This is a genomic window from Stenotrophomonas sp. YJH_SMC_122, assembly GCF_059369535.1.
Genome location: NZ_JCAFST010000003.1, coordinates 313,447 through 335,623 on the forward strand (window position 1 = coordinate 313,447; position 22,177 = coordinate 335,623).

Annotated in this window: 22 protein-coding genes; 12 read left to right on the top strand and 10 right to left on the bottom strand. The window is 67.4% G+C overall.

The features are described from left to right. The first annotated feature begins 38 nt into the window (after positions 1-38). Entirely contained in the window at positions 39-2,420 is a 2,382-nt protein-coding gene (pbpC, locus tag AC5P66_RS06735) for a penicillin-binding protein 1C (RefSeq protein ID WP_312549973.1), read from the top strand. 120 nt (positions 2,421-2,540) lie between these two features. Here pbpC and AC5P66_RS06740 read toward each other — a convergent pair whose 3' ends face one another. Both AC5P66_RS06740 and AC5P66_RS06745 read right to left on the bottom strand, forming a co-directional pair. Next, the gene (locus AC5P66_RS06740; protein WP_049437970.1) at positions 2,541-3,116 is read right to left on the bottom strand and encodes a ferritin-like domain-containing protein; all 576 of its coding nucleotides are present in this window, start codon (positions 3,114-3,116) and stop codon (positions 2,541-2,543) included. Positions 3,117-3,145: 29 nt separating this feature from the next. Continuing rightward, a complete protein-coding gene (locus AC5P66_RS06745) occupies positions 3,146-3,628 on the bottom strand; it encodes a peroxiredoxin (RefSeq protein WP_049413449.1) in 483 nt (160 codons plus the stop codon). A 262-nt stretch (positions 3,629-3,890) separates the two neighbouring features. On the opposite strand from AC5P66_RS06745, the gene AC5P66_RS06750 reads away from it, so the two are divergent. Then, a complete protein-coding gene (locus tag AC5P66_RS06750; protein ID WP_111097238.1) occupies positions 3,891-4,778 on the top strand; it encodes a DnaJ C-terminal domain-containing protein in 888 nt (295 codons plus the stop codon). Between the two features lie 80 nt (positions 4,779-4,858). Here AC5P66_RS06750 and pilH read toward each other — a convergent pair whose 3' ends face one another. Continuing rightward, positions 4,859-5,230, bottom strand: a complete 372-nt coding sequence (gene pilH / locus AC5P66_RS06755) for a twitching motility response regulator PilH (protein WP_005410644.1) — start codon at positions 5,228-5,230, stop codon at positions 4,859-4,861. 88 nt (positions 5,231-5,318) lie between these two features. Beyond that, positions 5,319-6,314, bottom strand: a complete 996-nt coding sequence (locus AC5P66_RS06760; RefSeq protein ID WP_495216139.1) for a YhdH/YhfP family quinone oxidoreductase — start codon at positions 6,312-6,314, stop codon at positions 5,319-5,321. A gap of 153 nt (positions 6,315-6,467) precedes the next feature. Here AC5P66_RS06760 and hflK point away from each other — a divergent pair, with 153 nt between their 5' ends. The 5 genes from hflK (at position 6,468) to AC5P66_RS06785 (ending at position 10,823) form a co-directional block, all read left to right on the top strand. Next, positions 6,468-7,601, top strand: a complete 1,134-nt coding sequence (gene hflK / locus AC5P66_RS06765; RefSeq protein ID WP_049413452.1) for an FtsH protease activity modulator HflK — start codon at positions 6,468-6,470, stop codon at positions 7,599-7,601. After that, entirely contained in the window at positions 7,598-8,461 is an 864-nt protein-coding gene (hflC, locus tag AC5P66_RS06770) for a protease modulator HflC (RefSeq protein WP_019660037.1), read from the top strand. Before hflK ends, hflC begins: the two co-directional genes overlap by 4 nt. 67 nt (positions 8,462-8,528) lie before the next feature. Further along, on the top strand, positions 8,529-8,714 hold the full coding sequence (locus AC5P66_RS06775; RefSeq protein ID WP_495216140.1) for a DUF2065 domain-containing protein: 186 nt from the start codon (positions 8,529-8,531) through the stop codon (positions 8,712-8,714). A gap of 321 nt (positions 8,715-9,035) precedes the next feature. Beyond that, positions 9,036-10,328 (top strand): adenylosuccinate synthase, encoded by a 1,293-nt coding sequence (locus AC5P66_RS06780; RefSeq protein ID WP_014648029.1) that lies wholly within the window; start codon positions 9,036-9,038, stop codon positions 10,326-10,328. A gap of 219 nt (positions 10,329-10,547) precedes the next feature. Then, entirely contained in the window at positions 10,548-10,823 is a 276-nt protein-coding gene (locus AC5P66_RS06785) for a hypothetical protein (RefSeq protein ID WP_495216141.1), read from the top strand. On the opposite strand, the gene AC5P66_RS06790 is transcribed toward AC5P66_RS06785, so the two are convergent. Together AC5P66_RS06790 and AC5P66_RS06795 are read right to left on the bottom strand one after the other, a co-directional pair. Further along, the gene (locus AC5P66_RS06790; protein ID WP_134709677.1) at positions 10,786-11,466 is read right to left on the bottom strand and encodes a M23 family metallopeptidase; all 681 of its coding nucleotides are present in this window, start codon (positions 11,464-11,466) and stop codon (positions 10,786-10,788) included. The genes AC5P66_RS06785 and AC5P66_RS06790 overlap by 38 nt on opposite strands. Positions 11,467-11,470: 4 nt before the next feature. Beyond that, on the bottom strand, positions 11,471-12,433 hold the full coding sequence (locus AC5P66_RS06795; RefSeq protein WP_495216142.1) for a L,D-transpeptidase family protein: 963 nt from the start codon (positions 12,431-12,433) through the stop codon (positions 11,471-11,473). Between the two features lie 232 nt (positions 12,434-12,665). Between AC5P66_RS06795 and AC5P66_RS06800 the strand changes: the two genes are divergently transcribed. Beyond that, positions 12,666-14,792: a methyl-accepting chemotaxis protein gene (locus tag AC5P66_RS06800; protein WP_495216143.1), complete on the top strand. Its 2,127-nt coding sequence runs from the start codon at positions 12,666-12,668 to the stop codon at positions 14,790-14,792. A gap of 88 nt (positions 14,793-14,880) precedes the next feature. Here the strand turns inward: AC5P66_RS06800 and AC5P66_RS06805 are convergent, their stop codons facing one another. Continuing rightward, positions 14,881-15,177, bottom strand: a complete 297-nt coding sequence (locus tag AC5P66_RS06805; RefSeq protein WP_414485260.1) for a hypothetical protein — start codon at positions 15,175-15,177, stop codon at positions 14,881-14,883. Positions 15,178-15,185: 8 nt separating this feature from the next. Next, positions 15,186-15,725 carry a hypothetical protein gene (locus AC5P66_RS06810; RefSeq protein WP_495216144.1) on the bottom strand — a complete coding sequence of 180 codons (540 nt, stop codon included), beginning with the start codon at positions 15,723-15,725 and terminating at the stop codon, positions 15,186-15,188. A gap of 140 nt (positions 15,726-15,865) precedes the next feature. Here AC5P66_RS06810 and AC5P66_RS06815 point away from each other — a divergent pair, with 140 nt between their 5' ends. Further along, the gene (locus tag AC5P66_RS06815; protein WP_099494755.1) at positions 15,866-16,606 is read left to right on the top strand and encodes an alpha/beta fold hydrolase; all 741 of its coding nucleotides are present in this window, start codon (positions 15,866-15,868) and stop codon (positions 16,604-16,606) included. A gap of 8 nt (positions 16,607-16,614) precedes the next feature. On the opposite strand, the gene AC5P66_RS06820 is transcribed toward AC5P66_RS06815, so the two are convergent. Together AC5P66_RS06820 and AC5P66_RS06825 are read right to left on the bottom strand one after the other, a co-directional pair. Further along, positions 16,615-17,103 carry a hypothetical protein gene (locus AC5P66_RS06820; RefSeq protein ID WP_495216145.1) on the bottom strand — a complete coding sequence of 163 codons (489 nt, stop codon included), beginning with the start codon at positions 17,101-17,103 and terminating at the stop codon, positions 16,615-16,617. A 23-nt stretch (positions 17,104-17,126) separates the two neighbouring features. Continuing rightward, a complete protein-coding gene (locus tag AC5P66_RS06825; RefSeq protein ID WP_495216146.1) occupies positions 17,127-19,208 on the bottom strand; it encodes a catalase in 2,082 nt (693 codons plus the stop codon). A gap of 110 nt (positions 19,209-19,318) precedes the next feature. Here AC5P66_RS06825 and AC5P66_RS06830 point away from each other — a divergent pair, with 110 nt between their 5' ends. The 3 genes from AC5P66_RS06830 to AC5P66_RS06840 all read left to right on the top strand — a co-directional run bounded on the left by AC5P66_RS06830 (position 19,319) and on the right by AC5P66_RS06840 (position 22,088). Beyond that, entirely contained in the window at positions 19,319-20,041 is a 723-nt protein-coding gene (locus AC5P66_RS06830) for an AraC family transcriptional regulator (protein WP_049411796.1), read from the top strand. A gap of 82 nt (positions 20,042-20,123) precedes the next feature. After that, positions 20,124-21,491, top strand: a complete 1,368-nt coding sequence (locus AC5P66_RS06835; RefSeq protein WP_049411799.1) for an amino acid permease — start codon at positions 20,124-20,126, stop codon at positions 21,489-21,491. Between the two features lie 186 nt (positions 21,492-21,677). Next, entirely contained in the window at positions 21,678-22,088 is a 411-nt protein-coding gene (locus tag AC5P66_RS06840) for a VOC family protein (protein ID WP_005418291.1), read from the top strand. Positions 22,089-22,177 lie beyond the last annotated feature (89 nt).

Consider the following 22,177-nt stretch of genomic DNA (forward strand, 5'->3'; position numbering starts at 1 on the left):
GGCCGCGACGGCGCGGCCCGTCCTGCTGGCAACCTGCGATGAAGAACACGATGACGACCCGGCTGGCGGCCCTGCGCCGCCGGTGGCGGCCGCTGTGGCCGTGGCTGCGCTGGGGCATGGCCGCTACGCTGGCGCTGCTGCTGGTGCTGGATCTCGCCTTCCCGCCGCCGCTGCCGGAGCAGCGTGATACCAGCACCCTGGTGGTGGCTGCCGACGGTACGCCGTTGCGTGCGTTCGCCGATGCCGAAGGCGTGTGGCGGTATCCGGCCTCGATCGACAGCGTCTCGCCGCTGTACCTGCAGGCGTTGCTGACTTATGAAGACCGCTGGTTCTGGCGCCACCCGGGCATCAACCCGCTGGCGATCCTGCGTGCCAGCGGCCAGCTGCTGCGCGGCGGCCGCATCGTGTCCGGTGGCTCGACCCTGACCATGCAGGTCGCGCGCATTCTCGATCCGCACTCACGCACCCCGTGGGGCAAGCTGAAACAGATGCTGCGTGCGGTGCAGCTTGAGGTGCACCTGAGCAAGCAGCAGATCCTGTCCCTGTACCTGGAGCGTGCACCCTACGGCGGCACCATCGAAGGCGTGGAAGCGGCCAGCTGGGCCTATCTGGGCAAGCCGGCGGCGCAGCTGTCGCATGCCGAGGCTGCGCTGCTGGCGGTGCTGCCACAGGCACCGAGCCGGCTGCGCCCGGACCGCCATCCGGAAGCTGCGCAGAAGGCGCGCGACAAGGTGCTGTCACGCATGGCCGAGCTGGGCGCGTGGACACCGGAGGAAGTGGAGGATGCGCGCATCGAGAACGTGGTGGCGCGCTCGCTGCGGCCGCCCCTGCATGCCGCGCTGCTGGCGCAGCGCCTGCACGCGGCGCATCCGGGCCAGGCACGCATCCAGAGCAGCATCGACATCGGCCTGCAGCGCACGCTGGAAGAGCGCGTGGCCAGCTATTTCTCGACGCTGCCCGAGCGTACCTCGGCGGCCCTGCTGGTGGTCGACAACCGGACCCTGCAGGCACGCGCCTATGTCGGCACATTGTCCTTCGGCGACCGCCAGCGGCTGGGTCACGTGGACATGGTGCAGGCCTGGCGTTCGCCAGGCTCCACGCTCAAGCCGTTCCTGTATGCGATGGCGCTGGACGATGGCCTGATCCATTCGGAAAGCCTGCTGGTCGATGCACCGCAGAGTTTCGGCAGCTACCGCCCGGGCAACTTCGACATGGCCTTCAATGGGCCCATCGGTGCCTCCAGCGCATTGCGGCTGTCGCTCAACGTACCGTCGGTGGACCTGCTGCAGCGGGTCGGCGCCGCGCGCTTCGCTGCCCGGCTGTCGCACGCCGGGATCCAGCTGCGCTTCCCGCCGGGCAGTACGCCCAACCTGTCGCTGATCCTGGGCGGCACCGGCGCGCGCCTGGAAGACCTGGTCGGCGCCTTCGCCGCGCTCAACCGGAGCGGTATCGCCGGCCGCGTGCGTTACACCGACGACGAGCCCATGATCGAGCGGCGCCTGGCCTCGCCGGGCGCCAGCTGGATCGTGCGCGAGATGCTCGAATCAAACCCGCGACCGGGATACAGCGCCGGGACGTTCGATGTCGGTGGCCGCCCGCGCGTGGCGTGGAAGACCGGCACCAGTTACGGGTACCGCGATGCGTGGGCGATCGGCAGTACCCGCCACTACACGGTGGGCGTGTGGGTGGGCCGGCCGGACGGTACGCCGTTGCCGGGCCAGTACGGCGCGGTCACCGCGCTGCCGCTGATGTTCGAAGTGGTGGACAGCCTGCCGCGCCAGCGTGGTGATTCGGCGGCTGCGCCGATGCCGGCCGGTGTCAGCCAGGAAGACATCTGCTGGCCCACTGGCGAACGTGCCGAGGGGCTGCCGGCGGCACTGTGCCAGCGCAGGATGCCAGCCTACCTGCTCGATGGCGCTGCACCGCCGACCTTCCCGGAGCGCGAGGCGCGGCGCTGGCAGCCGGGGCGTCAACGTTACCTGGCCGATGCCCGCAGCGGACTGCGCGTGTCTGCCGACTGCCGCCTGCCGCATGAGGAAGTCGCCCGCGAGATCGCGCGCTGGCCGGCGTTGCTGTCACCGTGGCTGCCCAAGGCCACGCGCGAGGCCTCGCAGTTGCCGGGTCTTTCGCCGGACTGCCGCGACGACGGGCGCGAGGCCAGCGTCGCGCTGCATGTGGATGGGCTCAATGACGGCGCCACGCTGGCGCGCGCGCCGAATTCGGAACACGGCGTGCGCCTGCAGCTGCGCGCGCTGGGCAGCGAGCAGGCGGTGGACTGGTTGCTGGACGGCCGCTGGATCGCGCAGACCCACGGCGCGCAGTTGATGCAGCGCGAGTTCGCTGATCCCGGGGCGCATACCCTGACCGCCTTGGCCGCGGACGGCGCGTGGACGCAGGTACGGTTCACTGTCCTCCGGTAGGTACCGGGCCATGCGCGGCGGGATGACATCGCTCCGCTTCGGCGGGTGCCAACCTTGGTTGGCACAGGCAGGAAGGATTGCCCACCAAGGTGGGCATCTACCGGAGCATCCGCAGCGCAATCACTCCCCGATCCATCCATCCAGCAGATCGGCGAACTCGTCGGCGTGTTCCTCTTCCTGTGCCAGGATCTCTTCGAGGATGCGCTTGGTGGTGGTATCGCGGTCGCCGATGAAGTTGATCATCTCGCGGTAGCTGTCGATGGCGATGCGTTCGGCCACCAGGTTCTCGCGGACCATGTCGCGCAGATCGCTGCCTTCCTTGTATTCGGCATGCGAGCGCGCGGTCAGCGTATCCGGGTTGAGGTCGGGCTCGCCGCCGAGCTGCACGATGCGCTCGGCCAGCTTGCCGGCATGCGCCTGTTCCTGCTGTGCATGTTCAAGGAATTCGGCTTTCACCGCGTCGGCCAGCATGCCCTTGGCCATGAAGTAGTGCCGGTAGTAGCGCAGCACGCACACGTACTCGGTGGCCAGTGCGTCGTTGAGCAGCTTGATCACCACCTTGCGGTCGGCGCTGTAGCTGTCGGTGATCGCACCATCCTCGATGTTGCGCCGGGCGCGCTCGCGCAGGGCCGTGCGCTCGCTGATGCCGGGAATCTGCGCGGCGGGCTTGGGGGCATTGGCTGGCTTGCTGGACATGGCTGGCCGTTTCCTCTTGCGGTGGGAGATCAGGTGGGCAGGTGCTCCAGCACGTAGTCGGCCGAAGACACTTCGAATTGACCAGGCTGTTCAACCCAGGCGGCGCGGACCACGCCGTCGACCACGTACAGGGCGAAACGGCGCGAGCGGATGCCCATGCCCGAGGCACTGGCGTCGAGCTCCAGGCCGAGCGCGCGGGTCAGTTCGGCATTGCCGTCGGACAGCATCAGCAGGCCGTCGGGCACGTGCTGGTCGGCGGCCCAGGCCTTCATCACGAACGGGTCGTTGACGGCCATGCAGTAGACATCGATGCCGCGCTGGCGGAAGGCCTCGAATTTCTCGACGTAGCCGGGCAGGTGGCGCGCCGAGCACGTCGGCGTGAACGCGCCGGGCACGGCGAACAGCACCACCTTGCGCGCGTCGAACAGCGAATGCGTATCGAGCGTTTCAATGCCCTCGCGGATGCGCTTGAGGGTCACTTCCGGAATGCGGTCGCCGACATGGATGGTCATGGTGGAACTCCTTGCTGGGGCAGCGTAGTGGGCCGGATGGGACAGGGACGTCAAGACATTGGAAAACCGGCGTGCAGGCCCCATCTTCAGGCTTTGCGGAGCGGGCTTCCAGCCATAGCCTGGGGCAGGGCGATGGCAACCGCATTGCGCAGGATCAGTCGGCCTCACCGGGGCCGCACGAGGGGCGGCGTAGCATCGCCGGCGCGTAGAATGAACCCGGGGCGGCGCCACCGGCGCGGCCGAAGCAGATCGAGGTAGCTGGATGGAATTCAAGGATTACTACGCCACCCTGGGGGTGGAACCGAGCGCGGGCGAGGCGGAGATCAAGACCGCCTACCGCCGGCTGGCACGCAAGTACCACCCGGACGTCAGCAAGGAGGCCGGGGCGGAAGACAAGTTCAAGGCGGTCAACGAGGCCTACGAGGCGCTGCGCGACCCGGAAAAGCGCGCGGCCTACGACCAGCTGCGCGCGCAGGGCTATCGCCCGGGCGAGGAATTCAACGTGCCGCCGAACTACGGCGGCGCCGGTGGTTTCAATTTCGAGGAAGTGTTCGGCGGTGGTGGCGCCAACGGCGGCTTCAGCGACTTCTTCGAAAGCCTGTTCGCGCGCCAGCGCGGCGGTGCCGGCCCTGGCCCGGGGTTCAGCAGCCAGGGCCATGCCCCCAACCGCGACACCCGCGCCAAGCTGTCGGTCCCGCTGGAAGCGGCCTACAGCGGCGACAGCCTGCGCATCACCGTCAACGGCAAGCAGCTGGACGTGCGCGTGCCCAAGGGCATCCGTCCGGGCCAGGTGATCCGCCTGGCGGGGCAGGGCAACCATGGCGGCAACCTGCTGCTGGAAGTGGAGTACGCCGCACACCCGCAGTTCGAGGTCGATGGCCGCAACATCCTCTACACCTTGCCGGTCACGCCGTGGCAGGCCGCGCTGGGTACCAGCATCAGCGTGCCGACCCTGGGCGGCGCGGTGGAACTGAAGATCCCGGCCGACTCCGATGCCGGGCGCAAGCTGCGCCTGCGCGGCCGTGGCCTGCCGGGCAATCCGGATGGCGACCAGATCGTCGAGATCGAGATCGTGGCCCCGACCGCGACCGACGAGGCGCAGAAGAAGGCCTATCGGAACCTGGCCAAGGCGTTTGGCGAGACGATCTGAGCACGCCTTCCGGTAGTGCCGGCCGCTGGCCGGCAATGAGCTGTGATTGCCGGCCAGCGCCCGGCACTACCGCGTGCGTCTCAGCCCTGTCCGGCAAACACCCGCTCCAGCACTTCGGACAGCTCGTCTTCCGAGAACGGCTTGGTGATGTAGGCCTTGGCGCCCTGGCGCATGCCCCACATGCGGTCGGTGTCCTGGTCCTTGGTGGTCACCAGGATCACTGGAATATGCCGGGTTGCCTCGTCGCGGGCGAGGGTGCGGGTGGCCTGGAAGCCGTTGAGATTGGGCATCACCACGTCCATCAGGACCAGGTCGGGCAGCTCGGCCTTGGCGGTTTCGACCCCGGCCGCGCCATCGGTGGCGGTCAGGATCTGGTGCCCGAGCTTCTCGACGATGCGCTGTATCCCCAACAGCTGCGACGGTGAGTCGTCGACGATCAGAATGCGTGCCATGTTGTTCCCCATGTAATGCCCGCAGTGTAGTGCGGGCTCATTACCGGCGGGAGGGGCGCATCTGCCGTCCGTCGCCTGCCTGCGACGTTCAGTCGATCCGCACCACGGTGCGACCCAGCGATCCGCCCGCCAGCATCTGCTCGAACACGGCCAGCAGGCCATCAAGGCCGACCTCGGCGGTACAGATGCGGTCCAGGTGCTGTGGTTTCCATTCGTTGCCCAGCCGCGCCCAGACTTCCTCGCGCAGCCCGCGTGGCGCATTGGCCGAGGACACGCCCAGCAGCGACACACCACGCAGGATGAACGGCATCACCGTCATGTCCAGCGTCGGGCTGGCCGCCAGGCCGGCACTGACCACGCTGCCGTAGGGCGCGGTCTGCGCCAGCAGGCTGGCGAGCATGGCGCCGCCGGCATTGTCCAGGCCCCCACCGAAACGCGCCGATTGCAGTGGGCCGGTGTCGGCCAGGGCCTCACGCGGCAGCACCTCGGTGGCGCCGATGGCGTGCAGGAAACCGGTCTGGTCGGGTTTGCCGCTGATCGCATGCACCGTATAGCCGGCGCGGCTGAAGATCGACAGTGCCAGCGCGCCGACGCCGCCACTGGCGCCGGTGACCGCCAGCGGTCCAAGCTCCGGGCTCTGCCGGTTGTCCTGCATGCGCAGCAGCGCCAGCGCCGCGGTGAATCCGGCGGTGCCCAGCACCATCGCCTCGCGTGGGCTCAGCCCGGCCGGCTGGGCGATCACCGCACGCGATTCCAGCCGCACATACTGGCTGTAGCCGCCGTCGCGGGTCTCGCTGAGGCCGCAGCCGGTGGCCAGCACCGCGTCGCCTTCACGCCATTCCGGATCGGTGCTGGCGACCACGGTGCCGGCCACGTCGATGCCGCCGACCAGCGGGAAGCGGCGCAGGATCTTTCCCTTGCCGGTGCCGGCCAGGGCGTCCTTGTAGTTGACCGAGGACCAGTTGGCGCGGATCAGAACCTGGCCGGGGCTGAGGTCTTCGACCTTGAGCTGGGCCAGGCCGCTGCGGTAACCGGCGTCGTCGTTTTCGATGCGGAAGGCGGTGAACGGGGTGGTGGGGGCCATCGGCATTGCCTGACTTCGAGGAAAACGCCACCTTACCCCGTTGCCCCCCTTTCGATCCTGCCGATCCGCCCCATCTTGTATGATCGGTAATGGTTTCACGGCTGGCGCCGCGGGAAGGGCCCGCGCCGCAGCCCACATCTTGATGGAGCGTGCATGGCCTGGAATACACCCGGCGGCAACAAGGGCGGACAAGGCCCCGAGGACAATCGACGCGGGCCGTTCGGGTCGCGCGGCGGTGGCAATGGTGGTGGCTGGGGCGGTTTGCCCGGGCCGCTGAAGGACCTGTTCGACGGCGGCATCGTGCGTTGGGTGGTGGCGGCCGTGGTGCTGCTGGTGCTGTTCTCCAGCTTCCAGCTGATCGGCGAACAGCAGCGTGGCGTGGTCCTGCGCTTCGGCCAGTTCTCGCGCATCCTGCAGCCCGGTCCGAATTTCAAGCTGCCGTGGCCGATCGAATCGGTCACCAAGGTCAACGCCACCGAGATCAAGACGTTCTCGATCCAGGTGCCGGTGCTGACCCGCGACGAGAACATCGTCAACGTCTCGCTGAACGTCCAGTACCGCATCGACGACCCGCAGCAGTACCTGTTCGGCACTGTCGATGCCGACCAGGTGCTGGAGCAGTCGGCGCAGAGCGCGGTGCGCGAGGAAGTCGGCCGTGCCGACCTCAACGCTGTACTGAACAATCGTGGCCCGCTGGCCGTGGCGGCCGAGGAGCGCCTGCAGGCGCTGCTGAAGGCGTTCAAGACCGGCCTGACCGTGACCGGCCTGACCCTGCAGGACGCCCGTCCGCCGGAAGAAGTGAAGCCGGCCTTCGACGAGGTCAACGGTGCCCAGCAGGTCAAGGAGCGCCTGATCAACGAAGCCCAGGCCTACGCTGCCAAGGTCGTGCCGGAAGCCCGAGGCCAGGCCTCGCGCGCCCGTACCACCGCCGAAGGCTACAAGCAGGCCGCGGTGTCCAAGGCCGAGGGTGACGCGCAGCGCTTCAGCCTGTTGCAGGCCCAGTACAAGGACGCCCCGGAAGTGACCCGCAAGCGCCTGTGGCTGGAAACCGTGCAGCAGGTGCTGAGCGAGAACCGCAAGGTGATCGGCGGCGATGGCCGCCAGCTGATCTACGTGCCGATGACCGGCGATACCCGTCCCACCACCTCGGCCCCGGCCGCAGTGGCCAACCCGGACGTGGTGATGCCATCGCTGCCGGGTGCAGCGGTGGAAGCTTCCCGTGATCCGGGCCGGCCGGTGGGCCGCCCGACCGGGCGACCGAGCGGCCGTGAGGAGGGCAGCCGATGAAGAGTCCTATCTGGATCGCCGTGATCGTGGCGGTGGTGCTGGGCCTGCTCGGCTCGGTGTACGTGGTCCGTGAGGACCAGACCGCCATGGTGCTGAATCTGGGCAAGGTGGTGCGTTCGGACATCAAGCCGGGCCTGCACTTCAAGGTGCCGGTGGTGGAAACGGTGAAGGTCTTCGACCGCCGCTTCCAGGTGCTCGACACCGCGCCTGCGCGCTACTTCACCGCCGAGCAGAAGGACGTCAGCGTCGACTTCTTCGCCATCGGCTACATCTCCAACGTAGGTGACTACTTCCGTGCCACCGGCGGCGACCCGCGTGTGGCCAACGCCCGCCTGGCGCCGATCATCACCGACTCGCTGCGCAACCAGATCAACTCGCGCACCCTGCAGCAGCTGGTGTCCGGCGACCGCAGCGAGCTGATCGCCGAGCAGCTGAAGGGGATCAACGAGGCGGTGGCCGGCCTCGGCATGCAGATGATCGACCTGCGCATCAAGCAGGTGGACCTGCCGACCGACAGCCAGGTGATCAACGATGTGTACGAGCGCATGCGCGCCCAGCGCAAGCAGGAAGCGGCCAAGCTGCGTGCAGAGGGCGAGGAGCAGTCGCTGACCATCCGTGCCCAGGCCGACCGCGACAGCACCGTGCTGATCGCCGAGGCCGAGCGTGATGCACAGCGCCTGCGCGGTGAAGGCGATGCCGAGGCGGCCCGCATCTACGGCAAGGCCGGCTCGGCTGATCCGTCGTTCTACGCCTTCTACCGCAGCCTGGAGGCCTACCGTGGCTCCATGACCGACGGCAATGGCGTGATCGTGCTCGACAAGAACGACCCGTTCCTGCAGTACCTGAAGAACGACCGCTGAGGTCGCAGGGCACTACCCCACGGGGCCCGGCCAGACGCCGGGCCCCGTGCTTTTTCCGGAGTCCCCCATGAGAGATCTGTTCGCCGCCGTCTGCCTGGTCGCGGTGCTGGAAGGCCTGTTCCTGTTCGTGGCGCCGTTCGCCTGGAAGCGCATGGCCGAGCGCCTGCTGGACCTGCCCAGCCCGGTCCTGCGCAGCTTCGGCGGGCTGGTGCTGCTGGCCGGCCTGAGCCTGCTGTGGTGGGCCCGCCACTAGCAGGGTAGTGCCGGCCGCTGGCCGGCATCCTGGGATTGCCGGCCAGCGGCCGGCACTACCGGGCGGGGCCTGACCGGCCGGCACCACCGGGCGAGGCGGCTGACCGGCCGGTGAAGCCGCCGGTCGAAAAGGTGGCACCGGACCCCGGAAACCCGGATAATGCACAAAAGCCGGACGGGCCTCCCCGTTCGGCTTTTTCCGTGTCTGGGCCTTCCATCGCCGGCCGCTCCCCGTTTGGAGCCGCCCTCCAGGTGCTGGCCAGCCCCGCCACGGTTTACCCGTCCGCGGCCCCGATGGCCGCAACAAATCGAGGAGCCCGTCATGGGTCAGTCTGTCGTAGTGTTGGGTGCCCAGTGGGGCGATGAAGGCAAGGGCAAGATCGTCGATCTGCTCACTGAGGAAATCGGCGCTGTCGTGCGCTTCCAGGGCGGCCACAACGCCGGCCACACCCTGGTCATCAACGGCAAGAAGACCGTCCTGCACCTGATCCCGTCGGGCATCCTGCGTGACGACGCGCTGTGCCTGATCGGCAACGGCGTGGTGATCTCGCCGGCCGCGCTGCAGAAGGAAATCGCCGAGCTGGAAGCCTCCGGCGTGGAAGTGCGTTCGCGCCTGAAGATCTCCCCGGCCGCGCCGCTGATCATGCCGTACCACATCGCCCTGGACCAGGCGCGCGAGCGCGCTGCCGGTGGCAAGGCGATCGGCACCACCGGTCGTGGCATCGGCCCGGCCTACGAAGACAAGGTGGCGCGTCGCGGCATCCGCATCGCCGACCTGCATTACCCGAAACAGCTGGAAGAACTGCTGCGCACCGCGCTGGATTACCACAACTTCGTACTGACCAAGTATCTGAACACCGATGCGGTCGACTTCCAGAAGACCTTCGACGAAGCGCTGGCGTTCGGCGAATACGTGCAGCCGATGAAGTCCGACGTGGCCGGCATCCTGCACGACCTGCGCAAGCAGGGTAAGCGCGTGCTGTTTGAAGGCGCGCAGGGTGCGTTGCTGGACATCGACCATGGTACCTACCCGTATGTCACCAGCTCCAACACCACCGTCGGTGGTGCGCTGGCCGGTTCCGGCGTCGGCGCCGATTCGATCGACTACGTGCTGGGCATCGCCAAGGCCTACGCCACCCGCGTCGGCGGCGGCCCGTTCCCGACCGAACTGGACGACGAAGTCGGCCAGGGCATCCGTGACCGCGGCGCCGAATACGGCGCATCGACCGGCCGTCCGCGTCGTTGCGGCTGGATGGACATCGTCGCGCTGAAGCGCGCCGTGGCCATCAACGGCATCAGCGGCCTGTGCATCACCAAGCTGGACGTGCTCGATGGCATGGAAAAGCTGAAGGTCTGCATCGCCTACGAATACAACGGCAAGCGCACCGAGTATGCGCCGCTGGATGCGCAGGGCTGGGAAGAGTGCACCCCGGTATACCTGGAGTTCCCGGGCTGGAGCGAGAACACCCACGGCATCACCCAGTGGGACGACCTGCCGCCGGCCGCACGCGCCTACCTGCGTTCGCTGGAAGAGCTGGCCGGCTGCCCGATCAGCATCGTCTCCACCGGCCCGGACCGCGACCACACCATGGTGCTGCAGGATCCGTTTGCCTGAGGTAGCGCCGGGCGCTGCCCGGCGTAGGTGACAGGAAGGGCCCCGCGAAAGCGGGGCTTTTTCGTTGCCGTGTGGGCAGGGCCAGCGGGGAAGCGACGCGATGACCAGGATGTCAGCGTGAAAGGCGAGACGGTAATGCGGGTCACCCTGTGTATGTCGTGGAGCCTGTGGTGCATCGCCTGCCTGGTACTTGTGCTGGCCCTGCCTCGCGGACGCAGAATGGCGTCCTGCTTCGGCTATGGCCGCAGCGACGCATTGCCACGCGGCCGCTCATGGTTGCGGGTAACCGTGCTGAAGGTGGGCCCGGCGCTGGCGGGGCATCCGGCAGACATCGAGCTGCAGCCACCGCTGGATCTGCTGAAGCTGACCGACCTGGATTACCTCTGGCTGTGGCCGTTCTTCTTCTGGAAGATGGCGGCCCTGTTCCTGCTAATTCCAGGGGCTGCGTTGGCTGTCATTACTTTGGCGTTGCGGCGCTGGCAGCGCCGGGCATAGGTGCCGCCGACTTCAGCAGCGGATAGGGATTGATCGACTGTCCCTTCCACCACTGCTTTTCCGGCCCCAGCACATGCACCTCGAAGTGCAGGTGTGGGGCCTCGGCGCTGGCATTGCCGGTGCTGCCGACGTAGCCGATCACATCCCCGCGCCTGATCACCTGCTTCTCGGCCAGGCCATCGGCGTAGCGTTGCAGGTGCGCGTAGTAGTAGCACCAGCGCCCGCTGGGCTCGAACTGGTAGATCGTCAGCCCGCCGCGCTCACTGTCGAACAGTTTCTCCACCGTGCCATCGGCCGCCGCCAGCACCGGCGTACCGGCATCGGCCATGATGTCGATGGCATCGTGTACGCGGCCCTCGCTGCGTGCATCGGTGAAGGTATCGCGCAGCTGCGAGGGCAGGATGCCCTGCACCGGCAGCAGTAACCCGGGCGGTGCATCCGGAGCCTGCGCGGCCGGCGGCGCGTTGGAAGCGGGTGGGGCTGTTGCGCCCGGCGCTACCGGTTCCGTCACCGGCGCGGCGGCCACCGTCGATGGCGCTTCCGGCAGCGAGGCGGCTACCGGCTCGCCTGCATCGCGGTGCAGCCACCAGCCGGCCCCCAGTCCCAGCAGAACACCCAGCACGATCAGCTGCGAAAGACGCATCGGCTCACTCCTGCATCACCACGGGCACCGACTCATCCACCGCATCAGCCACGCGCAGTGCATCCCAGTTGGTCATGCGTACGCAGCCATGTGACTCGGTCTTGCCGACATGCCCGGGCTCGGGCGTGCCATGCAGGCCGTAGTGTGGCTTGGACAGGTCGATCCAGACCCGGCCGACCGGATTGTTCGGGCCCGGCGGCAGCGTCGCCTTCTTTTCGCCCTTGCGCGCATCCCAGAACAGCTTGGGGTTGTAGTGGAACGACGGGTCGCGGTAAACGCCCAGGATCTTCCATTCGCCGATCGGCAGTGGATCATGCTGGCTGCCGGATGAGACAGGCACCTGCGCGGTCACCTTGCCCTGGGCATCCAGCAGTTGCAGGGTGGAATCGGATTTGTCGACGACCACCTTGGCTGCCTTCGGTAGCGCCGATGGTGCGATGTTGGGCACCTGGATGCGGTTGCCGGCCTTGCTCAGATCCACGCCCGGATTGAGCAGCTTCAACAGCTCAGGGGATGTGTGGAAGCGTTCGCCCAGCGACTCTTCGACGTTGTTGAAGCCCAGCGATTTCAGTTTGGCCTGTGCGGCGGGGCCCTTCGGCACCGCCTGGAACGGACCGGCAACATCCTCGGCAGTCAGCGTGTAGCTGGCCAGAGGGGGGACCGTATCAGCCTGCAGGGCCTTCCAGGTCGCGTCGTCCAGTTCACCGGTGACGGTCAGGCCGTGCGCCGCTTGGAAACCCGACACCGCGCGCCGCTGGTTGCTGCCCACTTCGCCGTCGATCTGTCCGGGCGAGAAATTTGCTCGATCCAGCAGCACCTGGGCGTGCAGGGCGGAGCGTGCTGCGGTGTCCGGCCCGGCCTTCTCGGCAATGGGGGCGGGCAGTCCAGGGGGCGGCGCCTGCGCGAACGCCGGCGATGCCAGCAGCGAGAGAGCGAGCAGGGCGGATCGGTACACGGGCAAGGGCATTGGGAACTCCAGCAGATAACGCCACTACCTTGCCTGCAGCCCGCGCCGAGCCGCCGTGAAAGCGATCTGACGCCGGCATGAGCAGTCAAGGCGTTGCGCCACCGTCCAGGCGCGGGTGCCGTCGGCCGGGGGCTCGCCAAGGTGAATGGTGCCCCACGGCATCGGCCGGTGGCGATCAAGATTGCCTGGCGTGCCGCCGATAAGGCCACATCCCCCCGTTTTGGATACCCCCATGAACTACTTGAGGAACGTCAGGGTTGCCTGGCGTCTTGGGCTGGGCTTTGGCCTGTTGCTGCTGCTGGTTGCCGCCGTGGTGGCCACCGGCGCCACCGCCAGTGTCGTGCAGAAGCGCGCGATGCAGCAGGTGGTCGACGTCAGCGTGGCCAAGGTGCGCCTGTTGTCGCAGATGCTCGACGCCAACAACCAGATGATGGTGGTGCGGCGCGAGATGCTGATCCGCCAGGGCGAAGACCGCGGCAGCGATGAGACGCGTATTGCCGATCTGGTCAAGCGCTATGAGGCCAGCTGGACCGCCTACCAGGCACTGCCAGGCGATGCGGAGGGCAAGGCCATCGCGGAAACCATCGCGGCCAAGCGTGCCATCGCGCGCCCGCTCAACAAGCAGACCAGCGAACTGATGGAGCAGGGCGACTACCCGGGTGCCGTGGCGCTGACCCTGGGCCCGGTGCAGGAAGCGGCCAACGGCTGGAACAAGGCACTGTCCGATGGCGTGGACTTCGAGGAGAAGGAAAGCCGTGAGGCTGCCGCCGAGGCCATCCGCCTGGGCGAGCGCAGCCTGCTGCAGCTGCTGGTGCTGGGCGGCGTTGCACTGCTGGTCGGCATCGGTGCCTCGGTGATGATCGGCCGCAGCCTGACCGGTCCGCTGGCGCGCGCGGTGAACCTGGCCGAGCGCCTGTCCAAGGGACAGCTGGACCAGGAGTTCCGCCTCGGTGGCCGCGACGAGCTGACCCAGCTGGGTGAGGCGATGGCCAGTGTCCGCCAGAGTGTGCAGGCGGCGATCGGCGCGCAGCTGCAGATGGCCGAGCAGCACGAGGCCGGTGCGATCCGCTATCGCATGGACGCCAGCGCGTTCCCCGGTGATTTCGGTCGCATGGTGCAGGCCACCAACAGCCTGGTCGAATCGCACGTGCAGGTGGAACTGCTGATGGCCGAGGTGATGCAGCGCTACGCCATGGGTGACCTCAGCCGCGACCTGCCGGACTACCCGGGCGAGAAGGGCACGCTGACCCGCACCCTGGCGGCGGTGAAGCAGAGCCTGATGGCAATCAACGCGCAGATCGATGAACTGGCCCGCGCCGCACGCGCCGGCGATTTCAGCATGCGTGGCGATGCCGCTGCGTTCCAGTACCAGTTCAAGACGATGGTCGAGCACCTCAACGGCATGATGGCCAGTTCGCAGGCCAGCATCGCCGATGTTTCCGACGTGCTGCGCGCGATCTCGCATGGCGACCTGACCGCACGCATGGATGGCGAGTACGAAGGCGTGTTTGCGCGCATGCGCGACGATGCCAACACCACCACCGCGCAGCTGACCGGCATTGTCCGCGGCATCCAGGTGGCTGCCGACAGCATCAACAACGCGGCCCAGGAACTGGCCGCCGGCAACAATGATCTGTCGCGCCGCACCGAGCAGCAGGCCGCGAATCTGGAAGAAGCGGCCGCGTCGATGGAGGAGCTGACCTCCACCGTACGCCAGAACGCCGAACTGGCGCGTCAGGCTGACAGCGAAGCGCATGCCGCCGGTGCCGCCGTACGCGAGACCGAGCAGGCGATGGCGCAGATGGCCTCGGTGATGGGCGAGATCGATCAGTCCTCGGCACGCATCTCGGAAATCTCCACGGTGATCGACGGCATCGCGTTCCAGACCAACATCCTGGCGCTGAATGCTGCAGTGGAAGCCGCGCGTGCAGGCGAACAGGGTCGTGGCTTCGCCGTGGTCGCCAGCGAAGTGCGCACGCTCGCGCAGCGTGCCGGTGTCGCCGCCAAGGAGATCAAGGAACTGATCGAAGACGCTGCTGCCAAGGTGAAGAGTGGCCTGGCGGTGACTGTTGAATCCGAAGCCGCGATCGCACGCGTGGCCCAGGCGAGTTCGCGTACCACCCAGCTGATGAGCGACATCGCAGCGGCCAGCAAGGAGCAGGCCGCCGGCATCGAGCAGGTCAACCAAGTGGTGGTGCAGATGGATCAGGTGACCCAGCAGAACGCGGCCCTGGTGGAAGAAGCCACTGCGGCGAGCCGCGCGCTGGAAGAACAGGCGCATGCGCTGACCACGTCGGTGGCGGTGTTCCAGCTGGAGCAGGGGCCGCGCATGCCGGTCATGCCGGCGCGGGCGGCGTAAGCGACCTGTAACTGGATGCTGGATGGCGCCCTGCCTGCGATGTCCCGCATGCAGGGCGTCGATGCACCCACCGGATCGATGCCGCGGGCTAGCGCCTTTGCGCGGATCGTTCGATCAGCCAGCCGGCTGCGTACAGCAACAGCAGTGTTGGCGGAACCAGCACTGCATATGCGGTCGACCAGGGTTTGCCATGCAGCAGGCCGCCTGCGCCGATGGCATCGAGTGCGGCAGACTGCAGGGTGATGGGGAGCGCCATCAGGATATAGGTGCCCTTCGGGTCCGCTTCCGACTGCGCGCCGTGAACCAGCCATGCAGTCAACAGCAGGTAGACCACGCAAAGCGCAAGACCGGTCCAGCTCAGGAGTCGCCGCATCTTCATCCGCATGCCCCGGTTCAACGGACGTCGAAGCGGGCCTGCAGCGGCAGGCTCACCTTCCGCAGCAGATCCCGGACCACCACCTGCGCAGTCCACGTGCCTTTCGGATCACCGGCCTCGGCGACGAACTTCAGGTGCACGTTGGTCATGTACAGCAGGTTTGGCGGGCCGGTCAGGGCGGCGGTGAAACAGGGAACATCGCGTTCGTCGATACTGGCACTGCCGTCCGGGCGCAGCATGCGCAGGTCGCAGTGCACCTTGGGTACGCGGTTCTCGTCCAGTTGCGGGTTGGAGAGGAATGTCAGCAGGAACAACTCGCCGCCCGGGTGGACTTCGTCGGCCTCGTTGAAGCGGGGAGTGGTCTCCGGCGGGGTCGCCCACTTGGCCCGCCAGTCGGCATCGGAAGTGACCAGCAGCGATGCCGCGAAGCCGTCGCTGGATTTCATGGCATCGGTCTCCGCCAACGCCTTGCCATCCCCGTTTGTCCAACCATCGCTGGCGGAGCTGTCCAGTGGCAGCATCAGGGCCATCATGACCAGCGCGCAGGTCCCTCGCATCAACGGCTCTCCCGGGTAGCCGCGTCCCGCGGCAGAGCGGGTAGTATTGCCCAACCTTGGCCGGCAAAGCAGCAGGACAGCCGGAGCAGAGGTTCCGTTGCCTGCCGATGTGGGTGATGCTTGCCAGCAAAGGAGGTGGCATGGGAATCGGGAGCGAGGAAACGCCGATCTGTTTCCCTGCGTCGGCCGCGCCGCAGCACGTGCTGATGCTGCCCGGTCTGGATGGCTCCGGCAGGCTGTCGCCCCCGTTCCTGTCGGCACTCCAGGCCCACGGTCTGACGACGCAGGCGATCACGCTGCCCGCGCAGGGACCACAGGATCACGCCATGCTTGCCCAACAGCTGTGGCCGCAGCTGCCCAGCCGTCCCTTCATCCTGCTCGCCGAGTCTTTCTCGGGCCCGTTGGCTGTTGAACTGGCCACGCGCCAACCCACCGGGCTGCGCGGACTGGTGCTTGCCGCGACCTTTGCGCGTCGGCCGGTGCCACTGCCTGCAGCCAGCGCAGCCCTGCTGTCGCCGGCATGGCCGCTGCCTCCCGTGGCATTGCTGGCGCGCCTGTTGCTGGGGCGGTGGCGCACCCGCGGGCACACGTCGATGCTGCGCGATGCGTTGGCCCGGGCTCCGACGAGCACGTTGCGGCAACGCGCCGCAGCGACCCTGCGGGTCGACGTGCGTGCATTGCTGCCGGCAATCCAGGTGCCAACGCTGTGCCTGCACGCGTGCCACGACCGCCTGCTGTGGCCGCCCAGCGTGGCCGAACTGCAGGCCCTGTTGCCCGAGGCCCGCCATGTGTCGTTGGAAGGGCCCCATCTGCTGCTGCAGGCCCGTGCTGACGCAGCCGCAGCCGAAGTTGCCGCATGGATGAGGACGCTCCCCTCCTGACCGACGCTTCAGCCGCGCGCACGCGTACGCGCAGCTTTCTTCGCCGCCGCCTTGCGCACGGTCTTCTTCGCGGCCCGCGTTCTGGCCGCCTTCTTTGCGGCGGCGCTCCGCGAGGCGGCCGTACCCGCCTTCTTGGCCGCAGCCTTCTTCGTCGTCTTCTTTGTGGCGTTCTTTGTCGCGGTCTTGCGAGCCGGTGCCTTCTTCGCCACCGCCTTCTTCGCAGGTGCCTTCTTCGCCGCCGTCGTCTTGGTTGCGGCCTTCTTTGTGGCCGACTTCCTGGCAGGCGCCTTCTTGGCAGCCTTCTTGCTGGTCGCCTTCTTCGCGCCCTTGCGGGCACTGCCGGCGCGCTTGCCGCCGCCGTCCTGCTTGTTCACGGTGGCCCAGGCAATGCGCTCGGCGGTGCCTTCACTCGCGCCGCGATCACGTTCGCTTTCCTCGATGTGCTCGGCCTGGCGCTTCTGCTTCTCGGTATATGCGGATTTGTCACCACGGGGCATGACGGTTCTCCTCTTCGTTGTGGTCAGGCCAGCAGTCGCAGTTTGGGTTCACGCGCCCATTGGCGGGTGGCGGCCGCCGCCAGGAATGCCTTGGCGTCTTCTGCTTCGACGATGCCGGGGTCGTTGCCGACCCGCGCCGCCTTCAGCAGCGCCTGGCCGCCCGCGTCGCTGGCAATGGCCTTCAGGTGTGCCCACGCCTGGCTGACGAACTCAAGGGCGGCGCTCTCTTTCGACAACGCCTTTGATGCCTCTACGCTCAGCACCACGGCTACCGCATCGAATACAGCCGATGGCGTGCCGGCCAGTTGCCCATCGGCGGCCTGTACGCTGCCGTCACTGAGCGTGGCGCCTCCCACTTTTGGTGCGACCAGCTTCACGTCTGCACCTGCCTTCCGGGCGGCCTTGCTCAGGTTGGCAATCACGCGCGCGTCGGAGCCTTCGTCGAACAGGATGCCGATGCAGCGACCCTGCAGGGTGGGCTTGTTGCGCCCGATCACGCGCACCTCGGGAGCGGCAGGCATGTCCCGCACCGGCGTGGCGGTCGGCGCGGGGTCGGGCAGTGCCGGCAGCGCGAGCCCATCGGCTACGCGCTGCGCCAGTGACTCGTCGATATTGCGCAGGTGGCTGACCGTGCGCACCCGCACCTTCAGCGTTTCCACCTTGGACAACTCGAAGACCAGCGCCGATGCCAGGTGCGCCTGCTCCGGCTTTTCCAGGCTGCGGAAGAACATGCGCGCCTGGCTGTAGTGATCGGCGAAGCTCTCGGCGCGGGTGCGGCCCTTGCGGCCATCGTCCGCGCTGGCGTGGCTGCGGAATCCGGCAGGCGTCTCGCGCGGGGAGTCCGCCTGCAGCGAGCTGGGATCATAGGCGACGCGACCCTTGGGCACCTGCATCTGCATGTGGCCGTCGCGGTGGTGATTGGCGAACGGGCACTTCGGGGCATTAACCGGGATCTGGTGGAAGTTCGGGCCGCCAAGCCGCAGCAGCTGGGTGTCCAGATAGGAGAACAGGCGGCCCTGCAGCAGCGGATCGTTGCTGAAGTCGATGCCCGGCGGCACGTTGGCCGGGCAGAACGCCACCTGCTCGGTCTCGGCGAAGAAGTTGTCGGGCCAGCGGTCCAGTACCATGCGCCCGATCACCTGCAGCGGTACCAGCGATTCAGGGATGATCTTGGTCGGATCCAGATGATCGAACGGAAATGCGTCCGCTTCTTCTTCGGTGAACAGCTGCACCGCCAGCTCCCATTCGGGAAAGTCGCCGCGCTGGATGGCCTCGAACAGGTCGCGGCGATGGAAGTCATTGTCAGCCGATTGCAGTTTCAACGCTTCGTCCCAGACCGTTGACTGGATGCCCAGCTTCGGTCGCCAGTGGAATTTGACGAAGGTCGACTCGCCCGCCTCGTTCAGCAGGCGGAAGCTGTGCACACCGAAGCCTTCGATCATCCGCAGCGACCGCGGGATGGCGCGGTCGCTCATCGCCCACATGATCATGTGCATCGATTCGGGCATCAGCGAAATGAAGTCCCAGAAGGTGTCATGGGCCGTGGCGGCCTGCGGGAACGCACGGTCTGGTTCCATCTTCACCGCATGCACCAGGTCCGGGAATTTCATGGCGTCCTGGATGAAGAACACCGGGATGTTGTTGCCGACCAGATCCCAGTTGCCCTCCTTGGTATAGAACTTGACCGCAAAGCCGCGCACGTCGCGTGGGGTATCCACCGAGCCTGCGCCACCGGCCACGGTCGAGAAGCGGGTGAACACGGGCGTCTTCACGCCTACCTCGGTCAGGATGCGCGCCCGGGTATGGGCGGCCAGAGACCGGGTCAACTCGAAGTAGCCATGTGCCGCGCTGCCACGTGCGTGCACGATGCGCTCGGGAATGCGTTCGTGATCGAAGTGGGTGATCTTCTCGCGGAGGATGAAGTCTTCCAGCAGCGTGGGTCCTCGAGGTCCCTGCCGCAGGGAGTTCTGGTTGTCTGCCACCGGGATGCCCTGATCGGTGGTCATCGCCGGGTGGCTGCCGTCGGCGCGCTGGTGCAGTTCATCGCCATTGCCGCGGTGGTGGTTTTCGGTTGCGCGCTTGCCGGTCGGCTTGCTGGCGGCCATGAGGGGCTCCGGATCATCAAGGGAACCACGACACTGGAACCGAACCCGTTAAACCCAGGTCCGGCAAAGGTGAACGCACGGGCAAAAGCAGGCTCGGGTATGCTTGCCCCATGCGAGTCGAGCCCGCCGACATCGAAGCCCTGTTCGACGCCATCCCGGACGTGCTGTTCTTCATCAAGGACCGCCAGGGGCGGTACACCCACGTCAACCAGACCATGCTGCGAAGGCTGGGCCTGCGCGCGCGCAAGGACGTGATCGGGCGCACGGCGGCCGAGATCTACCCGACCGGCCTCAGCGCGGACTATGTCGACCAGGACGCCCGCGTGCTGTCCGGCGAGGTGATCGAGAACCTGATGGAGCTGCACCTGTTCGCCAACCGCGAACCGGGCTGGTGCCTGACCTGCAAGCGCCCGCTGCTGGTCGATGGCGCCATCGAGGGCCTGATCGGCATTTCCCGCGACCTGGGCCAGAAGGACAGCCTGGGCGCCCAGTACGAGCAGCTGCGGCTGGCCCTGGCCCACCTCAACGCGCACTACGCCGAGAACGTGCGCATGCAGACCCTGCTGGACATCACCGGCTTTTCGCTGTCCAAGCTGGAGCGCAGTTTCCGCAAGGTGTTCCAGATGACCCCGCAGCAGGTGCTGACCCGGCTGCGGATCCAGATGGCCATGCACCTGTTGCATGGCGACGACAGCATTGCCTGCATCGGCCAGGCCTGCGGTTTCAGCGACCAGAGTGCCTTCACCCGCAAGTTCAAGGCTGAAACCGGTTTCTCGCCGCGCGCCTACCGTGCCCGCATTGGTGGCAGTGTCGGCGAGCCGGCGCTGGCCTGAGCCGCCTGCTGCGCTGTGCCTATCCCCGCGGGCATGGGACAGGGTAATGTGTCGCCCCTGTAGCCCGCCGCCAGCCCCGCCGATGCCCAATTCGATTCCGACCGCTTCGCCGTCCCGCCTCGGACATTCGCTCAAGCCCCGCCAGCTGATCATGATGGGCCTGGGCAGTGCCATCGGCGCCGGCCTGTTCCTCGGTTCGGGCGTGGGCGTGCAGGCGGCCGGCCCGGCGGTTCTGGTCTCGTATCTGGTCGCTGGCGCGCTGGTGATCATCGTGATGAACGCACTGGGCGAGATGGCGGCGGCCAAACCGACCAGCGGCGCGTTTTCGGTGTACGCCGCCGATGCCATGGGCGCCACCGCTGGCGCCACGGTCGGCTGGTTGTGGTGGGTGCAGCTGGTGATCGTGATCGCCGCCGAAGCGGTGGGTGCGGCCGGGCTGCTGGCGACGGTCTGGCCGGCGGTGCCGGTGCCGATGGCTGCATTGGCCTTCATGCTGTTCTTCACTGCGATCAACCTGCTCGGGGTGAAGAACTTCGGCGAGTTCGAATTCTGGTTCGCCATCCTGAAAGTGGCGGCGATCCTGGCCTTCATTGCCATCGGCGTGGCACTGTTGATGGGCTGGCTGCCGCAGGTGACCTCACCTGGCCTGAGCAACTTCACCGGACACGGTGGTTTCGCACCGAAGGGCCTGGCCGGGATCGGTGCGGCGCTGCTGGTTGTCGTTTTTGCCTTCGGTGGCACCGAAATCGTTGCCGTTGCGGCGGCCGAAACCGAAGATCCCGAACGCAGCATCGCCCGTGCCATCCGTACCGTGGCCTGGCGCATCCTGGTGTTCTACATCGGCTCGCTGAGCGTGATCATCGCCGTGGTGCCGTGGACCAGCGAAGCACTGAAGTCGCCGTTCGCCGCCGTGCTGGACATCGCGCGCATTCCGGGCGCCGGCACCGCCATCACCCTGATCGCGGTGATCGCGCTGCTGTCGGCGCTCAATGCCAACCTCTACGGCGCCTCGCGCATGATGTACTCGCTGGCGCAGCGCCGCGAAGCACCGGCCGTGTTGGGCTGGACCGATCCACGGCAGGTGCCGGTCATCGCCGTGCTGGCCAGCGTGCTGTTCGGCTTTGCGGCCACGGTGATGGAACTGCTGTTCCCGGACCGGGTGCTGCCGGTGCTGCTGAACATCGTCGGTTCCACCTGCCTGCTGGTGTGGACGCTGTCGCTGGTGTCGCAGCTGGTACTGCGCCGCCGCGCCGATCGCCTGGGTACCCGGCTGCCGTTCCGCATGGCCGGTTTCCCGTGGCTGACCTGCTGCGCACTGGCGATCCTCGCGTTGATCTTCGGCCTGCTGCTGAGTGAATCGCATACCCGCCTGCAGTTCCTGTCGATGGTGGCGCTGACCGCCACCATCGCTGCCGGCAGCGCCATCGCCCGGCGCATGCGCGAGGCCTGATTGCTGCTGTAGAGCCGACCCCACGGTCGGCTGCGGTCGCCGAATGTTCTGTAGAGCCGACCCGACGGTCGGCTGCTGTTCGCGTGGCCGCCAGCCGAGCGCGGGCTCGGCTCTACAGCAGGCATACATCCGCCGTGCCATCTTGATCGTGTGGGCCGCCAGCGGCCCGTCGACCAGGAGTACCGCATGCTGCGCAGCCGTCCCTTCCTGATGTTCACCGGCCAGGCCGAGGCCGCGCTGGCCCTGTACGCCGAAGCCTTCGCCGATTTCCGCCTGCTGGCCCTGCAACGCCACCCCGAGGGGGCCGGCGCCGGCGTGCCCGGCCAGGTCCGCCAGGCGATCTTCCTGCTCGGTGGCACCCACTACCTGTGCTTCGACAGCCTGGATGTGCACGACTTCACCTTCAGCCCGTCGATCTCGCTGTTCGTCGAGTGTTCCGGTGCCGAGCAGTTCGAGCGTGCGGCACGCGTGCTGGGCGAGGGGGGCCATTGGTTGATGCCGGTGGGCGACTACGACTTCAGCAACCGCTATGGCTGGGTGCAGGACCGCTTCGGGGTGTCGTGGCAGCTGAGCCTGGGGCAGATGCCGGACCCATGATCGGATTGTCGTGGGTGTGGACCCTGGTCCACGCGCCCTTGAAAAAACGGCCCGCTTGCGCGGGCCGTTCTCACTTTCGATGGATCGAA

What these genes read in the sequence shown, in the direction of transcription:
- pbpC (WP_312549973.1), top strand. Translation starts at nt 39, where the DNA reads ATGAAGAACACGATGACGACCCGGCTGGCGGCCCTGCGCCGCCGGTGG.
- AC5P66_RS06740 (WP_049437970.1), bottom strand. Translation starts at nt 3,116, where the DNA reads ATGTCCAGCAAGCCAGCCAATGCCCCCAAGCCCGCCGCGCAGATTCCC.
- AC5P66_RS06745 (WP_049413449.1), bottom strand. Translation starts at nt 3,628, where the DNA reads ATGACCATCCATGTCGGCGACCGCATTCCGGAAGTGACCCTCAAGCGC.
- AC5P66_RS06750 (WP_111097238.1), top strand. Translation starts at nt 3,891, where the DNA reads ATGGAATTCAAGGATTACTACGCCACCCTGGGGGTGGAACCGAGCGCG.
- pilH (WP_005410644.1), bottom strand. Translation starts at nt 5,230, where the DNA reads ATGGCACGCATTCTGATCGTCGACGACTCACCGTCGCAGCTGTTGGGG.
- AC5P66_RS06760 (WP_495216139.1), bottom strand. Translation starts at nt 6,314, where the DNA reads ATGGCCCCCACCACCCCGTTCACCGCCTTCCGCATCGAAAACGACGAC.
- hflK (WP_049413452.1), top strand. Translation starts at nt 6,468, where the DNA reads ATGGCCTGGAATACACCCGGCGGCAACAAGGGCGGACAAGGCCCCGAG.
- hflC (WP_019660037.1), top strand. Translation starts at nt 7,598, where the DNA reads ATGAAGAGTCCTATCTGGATCGCCGTGATCGTGGCGGTGGTGCTGGGC.
- AC5P66_RS06775 (WP_495216140.1), top strand. Translation starts at nt 8,529, where the DNA reads ATGAGAGATCTGTTCGCCGCCGTCTGCCTGGTCGCGGTGCTGGAAGGC.
- AC5P66_RS06780 (WP_014648029.1), top strand. Translation starts at nt 9,036, where the DNA reads ATGGGTCAGTCTGTCGTAGTGTTGGGTGCCCAGTGGGGCGATGAAGGC.
- AC5P66_RS06785 (WP_495216141.1), top strand. Translation starts at nt 10,548, where the DNA reads ATGGCGTCCTGCTTCGGCTATGGCCGCAGCGACGCATTGCCACGCGGC.
- AC5P66_RS06790 (WP_134709677.1), bottom strand. Translation starts at nt 11,466, where the DNA reads ATGCGTCTTTCGCAGCTGATCGTGCTGGGTGTTCTGCTGGGACTGGGG.
- AC5P66_RS06795 (WP_495216142.1), bottom strand. Translation starts at nt 12,433, where the DNA reads ATGCCCTTGCCCGTGTACCGATCCGCCCTGCTCGCTCTCTCGCTGCTG.
- AC5P66_RS06800 (WP_495216143.1), top strand. Translation starts at nt 12,666, where the DNA reads ATGAACTACTTGAGGAACGTCAGGGTTGCCTGGCGTCTTGGGCTGGGC.
- AC5P66_RS06805 (WP_414485260.1), bottom strand. Translation starts at nt 15,177, where the DNA reads ATGCGGATGAAGATGCGGCGACTCCTGAGCTGGACCGGTCTTGCGCTT.
- AC5P66_RS06810 (WP_495216144.1), bottom strand. Translation starts at nt 15,725, where the DNA reads ATGCGAGGGACCTGCGCGCTGGTCATGATGGCCCTGATGCTGCCACTG.
- AC5P66_RS06815 (WP_099494755.1), top strand. Translation starts at nt 15,866, where the DNA reads ATGGGAATCGGGAGCGAGGAAACGCCGATCTGTTTCCCTGCGTCGGCC.
- AC5P66_RS06820 (WP_495216145.1), bottom strand. Translation starts at nt 17,103, where the DNA reads ATGCCCCGTGGTGACAAATCCGCATATACCGAGAAGCAGAAGCGCCAG.
- AC5P66_RS06825 (WP_495216146.1), bottom strand. Translation starts at nt 19,208, where the DNA reads ATGGCCGCCAGCAAGCCGACCGGCAAGCGCGCAACCGAAAACCACCAC.
- AC5P66_RS06830 (WP_049411796.1), top strand. Translation starts at nt 19,319, where the DNA reads ATGCGAGTCGAGCCCGCCGACATCGAAGCCCTGTTCGACGCCATCCCG.
- AC5P66_RS06835 (WP_049411799.1), top strand. Translation starts at nt 20,124, where the DNA reads ATGCCCAATTCGATTCCGACCGCTTCGCCGTCCCGCCTCGGACATTCG.
- AC5P66_RS06840 (WP_005418291.1), top strand. Translation starts at nt 21,678, where the DNA reads ATGCTGCGCAGCCGTCCCTTCCTGATGTTCACCGGCCAGGCCGAGGCC.